Origin of the sequence: Pseudomonas sp. 22082 (assembly GCF_052046055.1) — a bacterium.
Taxonomy (GTDB): domain Bacteria; phylum Pseudomonadota; class Gammaproteobacteria; order Pseudomonadales; family Pseudomonadaceae; genus Aquipseudomonas; species Aquipseudomonas pharyngis.
The window spans coordinates 92,443-101,801 of sequence record NZ_JBQEQB010000015.1; the positions used below are offsets into that span (position 1 = coordinate 92,443).

General features: G+C 62.1%; 6 protein-coding genes. 3 read left to right on the forward strand and 3 right to left on the reverse strand.

What is annotated here, in order from left to right:
* Positions 1 to 62 precede the first annotated feature (62 nt).
* Complete coding sequence (locus tag ACTJK9_RS18315) at positions 63 to 2,039, reverse strand: methyl-accepting chemotaxis protein (RefSeq protein ID WP_085647044.1); 1,977 nt, start codon at positions 2,037 to 2,039, stop codon at positions 63 to 65.
* Positions 2,040 to 2,219: 180 nt separating this feature from the next.
* A complete protein-coding gene (locus ACTJK9_RS18320; RefSeq protein WP_440815263.1) occupies positions 2,220 to 3,140 on the reverse strand; it encodes a LysR substrate-binding domain-containing protein in 921 nt (306 codons plus the stop codon).
* Between the two features lie 158 nt (positions 3,141 to 3,298).
* Here ACTJK9_RS18320 and ACTJK9_RS18325 point away from each other — a divergent pair, with 158 nt between their 5' ends.
* Positions 3,299 to 4,693 carry a NorM family multidrug efflux MATE transporter gene (locus ACTJK9_RS18325; protein WP_221398329.1) on the forward strand — a complete coding sequence of 465 codons (1,395 nt, stop codon included), beginning with the start codon at positions 3,299 to 3,301 and terminating at the stop codon, positions 4,691 to 4,693.
* 42 nt (positions 4,694 to 4,735) lie between these two features.
* On the opposite strand, the gene ACTJK9_RS18330 is transcribed toward ACTJK9_RS18325, so the two are convergent.
* On the reverse strand, positions 4,736 to 6,406 hold the full coding sequence (locus ACTJK9_RS18330; protein WP_064600376.1) for a putative bifunctional diguanylate cyclase/phosphodiesterase: 1,671 nt from the start codon (positions 6,404 to 6,406) through the stop codon (positions 4,736 to 4,738).
* A 264-nt stretch (positions 6,407 to 6,670) separates the two neighbouring features.
* On the opposite strand from ACTJK9_RS18330, the gene rep reads away from it, so the two are divergent.
* Together rep and ACTJK9_RS18340 are read left to right on the forward strand one after the other, a co-directional pair.
* Positions 6,671 to 8,680 carry a DNA helicase Rep gene (gene rep / locus ACTJK9_RS18335; protein WP_440815267.1) on the forward strand — a complete coding sequence of 670 codons (2,010 nt, stop codon included), beginning with the start codon at positions 6,671 to 6,673 and terminating at the stop codon, positions 8,678 to 8,680.
* A 57-nt stretch (positions 8,681 to 8,737) separates the two neighbouring features.
* On the forward strand, positions 8,738 to 9,310 hold the full coding sequence (locus ACTJK9_RS18340) for a xanthine phosphoribosyltransferase (RefSeq protein WP_003229440.1): 573 nt from the start codon (positions 8,738 to 8,740) through the stop codon (positions 9,308 to 9,310).
* The last annotated feature ends 49 nt before the right edge of the window (positions 9,311 to 9,359 follow it).

Genomic DNA, 9,359 nt, shown 5'->3' on the forward strand with positions numbered 1-9,359 from the left:
CACACGTCCAACATAGATCCTGTGGGAGCGAGCCTGCTCGCGATCACTATTTCAGAGACGCCTCAACGGAAGCGGTCGACCTCTTGGCGCAGGTCGGCTGCCAGGCCTTCCAGTTCCTTGGCGGTGATGGCCAGGTTCGACACCACTTCGCGCTGCTCGCTGTTGGCCATCGCGATGCTCTGCAAGTTGCTGCTGAGCAAAGTCGCGGTGCTGCTCTGTTCCTGAGTCGCGGTGGTGATCGCGGCAAACTGCTCACCCGCCGAGCGACTTTGCTCGTCAATGCGCGCCAGCGCCGACGCCACGTTGGCATTGCGCGACAGGCCTTCCTGCATCAGCAGGTTGCCCTGCTCCATGGTGCTGATGGCGTTGCCGGTTTCCTGCTGAATGCTGTGAATCATGCTGGAAATTTCATCCGTCGCCTGACGGGTACGCGAGGCCAGGCTGCGTACCTCGTCGGCCACCACGGCAAAGCCGCGACCTTGTTCACCGGCACGGGCGGCTTCGATTGCAGCGTTGAGTGCCAGCAGGTTGGTCTGTTCGGCAATCGAGGTGATCACGCTGACGATGCCGCCGATTTCCTGGGAACGCTGACCGAGCGTGTTGATCACGGTCGCGGTGGTGTTCAGTGCGCCGGCAATCTGCTCCAGCGAGGAAGACGCTTCCTCCATCGACGTGCGACCGATCTGGGTCTGCTGCGCGTTTTCCTGAGCCAGACGTTGAGTGTTGCCCATGTTGTCGGCAATGTTCAGCGACGTGGCGGAAAACTCCTCTACCGCGCCGGCCATGCTGGTGATCTCGCCGGACTGTTGCTCCATGCCTTCATAGGCGCCGCCGGACAGACCGGACAGCGCCTGAGCCCGACGGTTGACCTCTTCCGAGGCGCGGCGGATGTGCTCGACCATGGTCGACAGGGCCTGGCTCATTTGGTTGAAGGCGCGGGCCAACTGACCAATCTCGTCGTTGCTCGACACACTCAGGCGCACGCTCAGATCACCCGCGCCCAAGGCTTCGGCCTGACGCACCAGATCGCCCAGTGGCGCCAGCTTGCTGCGCAGCAACCAGACCACAGAGCCGACCGCCAGCAGCATCGCCAGCAGACTGCCGATGGCCAGCTGAGTGCCGACGCTCCAGGTCACCGCGCGAATCTCCGCCTTCGGCATGCTCGCCACTACCGACCACGGCCCACCCTCGAACGGCACGGCGATGCTGTAGAAATCTTCGGACTTGTCGCTCCAGAACCGGCCTTTACCCGGCGCTTTCGCCAGATCGTTGATTACCGGAATCGCTTGATCCAGCGCCTGCACGCCCGCCGGGGCCACCAGCCATTGGTTTTTCTCGTCCAGCAATGCCAGCGAACCGGTCTGGCCGATGCGGAAGCGCTTGAGATTGGCGAACTGGGCGTTCTGCGCGTCGGTGTAATCGAAACCGACGAACAACACCGCAATCACCTTGCCGCTGCTGTCACGCACCGGGGTGTATTGGGTCATGTAGGAACGGTCGAACAGCAAGGCGCGGCCGACGTACCCTTGCCCCGCCATCAACTTCGCATAGGCTGGATGGGCGTGGTCGAGCAAGGTGCCAATGGCGCGGGTGCCATCCTGTTTGGTCAGGGAGGTGCTGACCCGCACAAAGTCTTCGCCGCTACGCACGAACAGCGTGGCGACACCGGCCGTCATCTGCTTGAACTCGTCGACTTCCTTGAAGTTGTTGTTCAACACTTCGCTGCCCAGGTGCAGGCCCGGCGTCTGGGTGCCGGCCACGGTCACCGGCTCGCTCGGATGAATGCTCAGGCCGGCGCTGAAGCGCTTCTCGAACAACCCGCTCAGGCGCTGGGTGCTTTCGCGCAGCGTGCCGTGGAAGGTGCTCAATTGGTCGGCGAGCAGACGCGCTTCACTGGCGAGGTGCTCCTCACGAGTGGCGAGGTTGGCGGTATCCAGCGAACGCAAAGCAAAGACTGTACTGCCGCTGATGACAATCGCCAGTATCACGGCGAGCGCGAGGCCCAGCTGCGAGGCGATCCGAGCGCGAGGTTGAGACATGGACAGCTCCTGGCCGAACTTCCGATCCTCCTTGATCGCAGCTCGGATAATTTTCTAATGGGGGTGAATCGTGGAGACCGGCACGACGGTTCCACATGCACGTATTCGGCGGTAAAACCGAATACTTGAGCGAACAGCAGGGTTATGGCGAAAGGCCGGCATTGTGCAGGCTCGAACGATTCAGCTCAAGCGCGTGACCGCCGGCAGCGCCATGGCGCGGACTTCGCCTTGCAGGAAGTCGCTGAGGCGGCGCAAACGTTCACCTCCGGGGCGGGTCTTTGGCCATACCAGGTAATAATTCAGTCCGCTGGCGACCGCCGTCGGCCAGGGCAGGCTCAAGCGCCCTTGCGCGACATCCTCGGCCACCATCAGTAGATCGCCCATGGACACCCCATAGCCCCTGGCTGCCGCGATCATGCCCAGCTCCAGGGTGTCGAACACCTGCCCGCCCTTGAGCGACACCTGTTCCGACAGTCCCATGTGTTCCAGCCAACTGCGCCAGTCCCGGCGATCCGGCGTCGGGTGCAGCAGCTCGGCGCTGGCCAGCCGCGCCACGTCCCACGACTGATCGTTGAGCAGGTTCGGCGCGCCAACCGGAATCAGCTCCTCTGGAAACAGCAGGCTGGCTTCCCAGTCCGGCGGGAAATGTCCGTCACTCAGCAGCACCGCGCAATCGAAGGGCTCGTTGTTGAAGTCCACCGAGTCCACGTCCATCCACGCGCTGGTCAGTTGCACCTCGTTGCCTGGCTGCAAATGCCTAAAACGACTGAGCCGCGCCAGCAACCAGCGCATGGTCAGGGTCGACGGGGCTTTCATGCGCAGGATGTCATCTTCGGCGCGCAAGGTATTGCAGGCCCGTTCCAACGCAGCAAAGCCATCACGGATGCCCGGCAGCAGTAGGCGTGCCGACTCGGTCAGTTGCAGGTTGCGTCCGCTGCGGTGGAACAAGCGGCAGGCGAAATGCTCTTCGAGCGTGCGAATGTGCCGGCTCACCGCACTCTGAGTGATCGACAACTCTTCGGCTGCCCGGGTGAACGAGCTGTGGCGTGCCGCCGCTTCGAATGCGCGCAGGGCATACAAGGGTGGAAGACGACGGGACATGCACAACGCTCCAATGGCGGGATTGCGCCAACTTAGCAGAATCGCGGCAGGATGAGTTTTAATCATGCCACCCATCCTTTTTATCCCTTTGTGCAACCTGCGCCAAACCCTGAGAATCGACGGTCTCTTGCTCCCTCTTTTATAAGGATGTGAACGCCATGCAGCGTCCTGTGCGTACCGAACTCTGGGCCATCCTGCGGCTGGCGGGGCCGTTGATCGCCTCGCAGTTGGCGCACATGCTGATGGTGCTGACCGACACCCTGATGATGGCGCGCCTCAGTCCCGAAGCGCTAGCCGGTGGCGGTCTGGGCGCGGCCACTTATTCATTCGTGTCTATTTTCTGCATCGGCGTGATCGCGGCGGTCGGCACTCTGGTGGCGATTCGTCAGGGCGCTGGCGACATCATCGGTGCCGCCCGCCTGACCCAGGCCGGACTGTGGCTGGCATGGCTGATGGCGCTCGGTGCCGGGCTGCTGTTGTGGAACTTGAAACCGGTGTTGCTGCTGTTCGGCCAGACCGAGACCAACGTCAACGCCGCCGGGCAGTTCCTGATCGCCCTGCCCTTCGCCCTGCCCGGCTACCTGAGCTTCATGGCCCTGCGCGGTTTCACCAGCGCCATCGGCCGGGCAACGCCGGTGATGGTCATCAGCCTCGCCGGCACGGTGGCCAACTTCCTGCTCAACTACGCGCTGATCACCGGCCTGTTCGGCCTGCCGAAACTCGGGCTGACCGGTATCGGCCTGGTCACGGCAATTGTCGCCAACTGCATGGCGCTGGCACTGGCCTGGCACATTCGTCGGCATCCGGCCTATGACGCCTACCCGCTTCGCGAAGGTCTGTCGCGGCCGAACCGGCAGTACCTGAAAGAACTCTGGCGCCTGGGCCTGCCCATCGGCGGCACCTACGCGGTGGAAGTCGGGCTGTTCGCCTTCGCGGCGCTGTGCATGGGCACCATGGGCAGCACGCAACTGGCGGCGCATCAGATCGCCCTGCAAATCGTCTCGGTGGCATTCATGGTTCCTGCGGGGATGTCGTATGCGATCACCATGCGCGTCGGCCAGCATTACGGCGCCGGGCAATTGAACGATGCGCGGATGTCGGGAAGGGTCGGCATCGTCTTTGGTGCGGTGGTAATGCTGGGGTTTGCGATGGTGTTCTGGTTGCTGCCGAATCAGTTGGTCGGTTTGTTCCTCGACCATAACGACCCGGCGTTTGCCGAAGTGATTCGTCTGGCCGTGAGCCTGCTGGCCGTGGCGGCGTGGTTCGAGCTGTTCGACGGCACGCAGACGATTGCCATGGGCTGCATCCGCGGCCTCAAGGATGCCAAGACCACATTCCTGGTCGGGCTTGTTTGCTACTGGCTGATCGGCGCGCCGGCGGCGTGGCTGATGGCGTTTCATCTGCACTGGGGGCCGACCGGCGTCTGGTGGGGTCTGGCGCTGGGGCTGGCCTGTGCGGCGGTGAGCTTGACGCTGGCGTTCGAATGGAAGATGAAGCGAATGATTCGGCTTGAGCCGCAATCTCAAGGCTTCAAAATCGCTCAGGCCGAATGAGTCTCCCTGTGGGAGCGAGCTCGCTCCCACAGGGGTTTGAGGCTAAACCACGATACCCAGCGGCGGCTGGCTGGCGTCAACCACCAGATATTCAACCAGTTCCGCCAACGGCAGCGGCTTGCTGATCAGGTAACCCTGCACCTGATCACAGCCGAACCCGCGCAACAGATCCAGTTGCTCCCGGGTTTCCACCCCTTCGGCCACCACTTCCAGGTGCAGGTTGTGCGCGAGGTTGATCATGGCGTGCACCAGTTTGCGGTTCTCTTCGCGCTGCTCCATGCCGCCGACAAAGCTCTTGTCGATCTTCAGCAAGGTGATCGGCAGGCTGTTGAGGTGCACGAACGACGAGAACCCGGTGCCGAAATCATCCAGCGAAAATCGCACGCCGAGGCGACCGAGGGCGTCCATGGTCTGCTTGACCAGATCGCTGCGGCGCATCACGGCGGTTTCGGTGAGTTCGAATTCCAGCCACTGCGCCTCGACCCCGCGCTCGGCGATCAGACGACTGAGCGTCGGCAGCAACTGACTGTCCTGAAACTGGCGGAACGACAGGTTGATCGCCATGTGCAGCGCCGGCAGTCCGCGTTCGCGCAACGCCTGCATGTCGCGCAGGGCCCGGGAAATCACCCAGTAACCCAGCGGCACGATCAGACCGCTCTGCTCGGCCAGCGGCACGAATTCGCTCGGCGGCAGAAGGCCGCGTTCACTGTGACGCCAGCGCACCAGCGCTTCGAGGCCGACGATCTGGCCGTCCTGCAGGTTCAGGCGCGGCTGGTAATGCAGCTCCAATTCATCGCGACGCAAGGCCCGGCGCAGCTCGCTTTCGAGGTCGGCCATGCTTCGCGCGTTGCGGTTGATCCGCTCGTTGAAGATGTGAAAGGTGCAGCCCTGAGTGCTCTTGGCCTGCTGCATGGCGATGTGCGCATGCCACATCAGCGGATCCGCACCACCCTGGGCGCGGGCATGGGCGATGCCCAGGCTGGAGCCGATCAACAGGCTTTCGCCGTCGACCCAGTAAGGTTCGGCCAGGGCTTCGGTAATGCGCTCGGCCATCCATTCCGCCCGTTGTGGGGCGCGGCGGGTGTCGATCAGCAGGGCGAATTCATCGCTGCCGAGGCGCGCCAGTTGATCGCCGACTTCCAGCTGACTTTTCAGCCGTGCGACGACTTGCAGGATCAGGCGGTCGCCGGCCTGGTGGCCAAGGGCGTCGTTGGCGTGACGGAAGTTGTCGAGATCAAGGTGCCCGAGGGCCAGGCCGCGACCGTCGTTTTCGGCGAGGCGCGCCGTCAGCAGGGTCTGGAAGCCCTGACGGTTGGCGATGCCGGTCAGCGGATCCTGCTCGGCCAGGCGTTGCAGGGTGTTTTCCAGCACGCCGCGTTCGCGCACATGCCGCAGGCAACGTCGAAGCATGCCGGGATCGAGGGCATCGAACACCAGCCAGTCGCTGACACCATCGGGCGCGGTCGCCGGCTCGTGTTCCAACAGCAAGACCGTCGGCAGGCTGCAACGGCCGGGCGCCGGCTGCAACGCGGGAACGGTCAACAACACCGCGTGGCGGTTGTCTTCGAACAGGCTGCTGACCGACTCCCAGCTCGGCGCGCTGATCAGCACCGCCGCACTCCCCAACGGAGCCAGACACTCGCGCAATAACGCTGTCCACGCTGGCTCTTCGGCCAGTAGCAGCAAACGCAAGGGTTCGACAGGCGTAGTCAAGCTGACTCCCTAGACTCTGCAATGATGTGGGCGGCGGGCATTATGCCGTTGCGGCAACCAATGACCAAACGACAACGGTTATCAAAACGTTATTTTGTGTCACGAATGAGAACATTAGCCGCAAAATCACCGCGCATCCTGCGTGAAAGTAACAAAACCGGCAAATTTGAATCGCGTGCTGCGTCACAAGTCGGAGAGAGCAGCACAAATCGCTGAGCCTGTTAAAATGCCGGCCCATTTCGTCAACGACTCCCGAATTTTCGTATGTCCCGACTCAATCCCCGGCAGCAAGAAGCCGTGAACTACGTCGGCGGCCCTCTATTGGTGCTCGCCGGTGCTGGCTCCGGCAAGACCAGCGTGATCACGCGCAAGATTGCGCACCTGATCCAGAACTGCGGCATCCGCGCCCAGTACATCGTCGCCATGACCTTCACCAACAAGGCCGCGCGCGAGATGAAAGAGCGGGTCGGCACCCTGCTGCGTCCAGGTGAAGGACGCGGGCTGACGGTCTGCACCTTCCACAACCTGGGCCTGAACATCATCCGCAAGGAACATGAACGGCTGGGCTACAAACCCGGTTTCTCAATCTTCGACGAAACCGACGTCAAGTCGCTGATGACCGACATCATGCAGAAGGAATATGCAGGCGACGACGGCGTCGACGAGATCAAGAACATGATCGGCGCCTGGAAAAACGACCTGATCCTGCCGGCCCAGGCCCTGGAAAACGCCCGCAACCCCAAGGAACAGACCGCCGCCATCGTCTACACCCACTACCAGCGCACGCTCAAGGCGTTCAACGCGGTGGACTTCGACGACCTGATCCTGCTGCCGGTGAAACTCTTCGAAGAGCACGCCGACATCCTCGAAAAGTGGCAGAACAAGGTGCGTTACCTGCTGGTCGACGAATACCAGGACACCAACGCCAGCCAGTACCTGCTGGTGAAAATGCTCATCGGCAAACGCAACCAGTTCACCGTGGTGGGCGACGACGACCAGTCGATCTACGCCTGGCGCGGCGCGCGGCCGGAAAACCTGATGCTGCTCAAGGACGACTATCCGTCCCTGAAAGTGGTGATGCTCGAGCAGAACTACCGCTCCACCAGCCGCATCCTGCGCTGCGCCAACGTGCTGATCTCGAACAACCCGCACGAATTCGAGAAGCAGCTGTGGAGTGAGATGGGCCACGGCGACGAGATCCGCGTGATCCGCTGCCGCAACGAGGACGCCGAAGCCGAACGCGTGGCCATGGAAATCCTCAGCCTGCACTTGCGCACCGACCGCCCGTACAGCGATTTCGCGATCCTCTATCGCGGCAACTACCAGGCCAAGCTGATCGAGCTGAAACTGCAGCACCATCAGGTGCCGTACCGTCTGAGCGGCGGCAACAGCTTCTTCGGGCGTCAGGAAGTGAAAGACCTGATGGCCTATTTCCGCCTGATCGTGAACCCGGACGACGACAACGCCTTCCTGCGGGTGATCAACGTGCCGCGCCGGGAAATCGGCTCCACGACTTTGGAAAAGCTCGGCAACTACGCCACCGAACGCAAGATCTCGATGTACGCCGCCACCGACGAACTCGGCCTGGGCGAACATCTGGACAGCCGCTTCACCGACCGCCTGTCGCGCTTCAAGCGTTTCATGGACAAGGTGCGCGAGCAGTGCGCCGGCGAAGACCCGATCTCCGCCCTGCGCAGCATGGTCATGGACATCGACTACGAGAACTGGCTGCGCACCAACAGTTCCAGCGACAAGGCCGCGGATTACCGGATGAGCAACGTCTGGTTCCTGATCGAAGCCTTGAAGAACACCCTGGAAAAAGACGAAGACGGCGAAATGACCGTCGAGGACGCCATCGGCAAACTCGTCCTGCGTGACATGCTGGAACGTCAGCAGGAAGAGGAAGACGGCGCCGAAGGCGTGCAGATGATGACCCTGCATGCGTCCAAGGGCCTGGAATTCCCCTACGTGTTCATCATGGGCATGGAAGAGGAAATCCTCCCGCACCGTTCCAGCATCGAATCCGACACCATCGAAGAAGAACGCCGCCTGGCCTACGTGGGCATTACCCGCGCGCGCCAGACCCTCGCGTTTACCTTCGCCGCCAAGCGCAAACAGTACGGCGAGATCATCGACTGCGCGCCAAGCCGCTTCCTCGATGAACTGCCGCCGGACGACCTGGCCTGGGAAGGCAACGACGACACACCGACCGAAGTCAAAGCCGTGCGGGGCAACAGCGCATTGGCTGATATACGCGCGATGTTAAAGCGCTAGAATTGACCACTTTTTTAAAACCTTAGGGCGCACAAGGCGCCAACAGAGGACAGCTTCATGGAAGCCCTGCACCAGAAAATCCGCGAACAAGGCATTGTGCTTTCCGACCAGGTCCTGAAGGTCGACGCCTTCCTGAACCACCAGATCGACCCGGCCCTGATGAAGCTGATCGGCGACGAATTCGCCACGCTGTTCAAGGATTCGGGCATCACCAAGATTGTCACCATCGAAGCCTCGGGCATCGCCCCGGCGATCATGACCGGTCTGAACCTCGGCGTGCCGGTGATCTTCGCCCGCAAGCAACAGTCCCTGACCCTGACTGAAAACCTGCTGTCGGCGACCGTTTACTCGTTCACCAAGAAAACCGAAAGCACCGTGGCCATCTCCCCTCGCCACCTGACCAGCAGCGACCGTGTGCTGATCATCGACGACTTCCTGGCCAACGGTAAGGCGTCCCAGGCACTGATCTCGATCATCAAACAGGCCGGCGCCACCGTCGCAGGCCTGGGCATCGTGATCGAGAAGTCGTTCCAGGGCGGCCGTGCGGAGCTGGATTCGCAGGGTTACCGCGTCGAGTCGCTGGCTCGCGTGAAGTCGCTGAAGGATGGCGTGGTGACTTTCATCGAGTAACCCGGCTTCATCGCATTATCCCTGTGGGAGCGGGCTTGCTCGCGAAGGC

Bases quoted from the DNA above. Each gene is read 5' to 3' on its own strand.
- rep (WP_440815267.1), top strand. From the start codon at position 6,671: ATGTCCCGACTCAATCCCCGGCAGCAAGAAGCCGTGAACTACGTCGGC.
- ACTJK9_RS18340 (WP_003229440.1), top strand. From the start codon at position 8,738: ATGGAAGCCCTGCACCAGAAAATCCGCGAACAAGGCATTGTGCTTTCC.
- ACTJK9_RS18325 (WP_221398329.1), top strand. From the start codon at position 3,299: ATGCAGCGTCCTGTGCGTACCGAACTCTGGGCCATCCTGCGGCTGGCG.
- ACTJK9_RS18320 (WP_440815263.1), bottom strand. From the start codon at position 3,140: ATGTCCCGTCGTCTTCCACCCTTGTATGCCCTGCGCGCATTCGAAGCG.
- ACTJK9_RS18315 (WP_085647044.1), bottom strand. From the start codon at position 2,039: ATGTCTCAACCTCGCGCTCGGATCGCCTCGCAGCTGGGCCTCGCGCTC.